Raw genomic sequence first — 581 nt, 5'->3', positions numbered from 1 at the left:
GCGATGCGGGAGCGGCTACCGGCGGTGGCGGCGGTGTTCTGCGCCGGGGACATTGACTATGAGGCGTTCACGACGATTGTGTTCCGCACGGATCTGATCGAGGATCCTCAGGTGCTGGCGGCGGTGGATGCCACGGTGGCCGCGCGGGTGACGCGCTGGCCCTCGCTGAGCCGGGGGCGGCTGTCGGCGAAGGTGGATGCGATCGTGGCCCGCGCCGATGCCGATGCGCTGCGCCGCCGCACCGAGGCCCGGGCCGAGCGGGAGGTGTGGATCAGCCCGCCCCTGAACGGGGTGGCGCAGATCGAGGGACGCCTGCGCGCCACCGATGCCCAGGCCATCGATGCGCGGCTCTCAGCGCTGGCGGCCACGGTCTGCGGCAACGATCCGCGCACCCTGGCGCAGCGCCGCGCCGATGCCCTGGGGGCCTTGGCCGCCGGTGGCACCCGGCTGGGTTGTGAGTGCGCGCGTCCGGACTGCACCGCGGCAGGGCGCAAGCCGGCCAGCCCGGTGGTGATTCATGTGATCGCCGAGGCCGCGACCCTGGCCGGGCGCAGCGACAGCCCGGGGTGTCTGCTTGGTGG

At 73.8% G+C, this 581-nt stretch carries 1 protein-coding gene; it reads left to right on the top strand.

Annotated elements, in window-relative coordinates; translation table 11 throughout:
- Positions 1-581, top strand: a 581-nt coding sequence (locus tag AO501_RS18735) for a DUF222 domain-containing protein (RefSeq protein WP_156452669.1), incomplete at both ends; no start/stop codon positions are given.

Origin of the sequence: Mycobacterium gordonae (assembly GCF_001417955.2) — a bacterium.
GTDB classification, from domain to species: domain Bacteria; phylum Actinomycetota; class Actinomycetes; order Mycobacteriales; family Mycobacteriaceae; genus Mycobacterium; species Mycobacterium gordonae_B.
The sequence above is the reverse complement of the archived record's forward strand: the minus strand, read 5'-3'. Positions and strand labels throughout refer to the sequence as shown.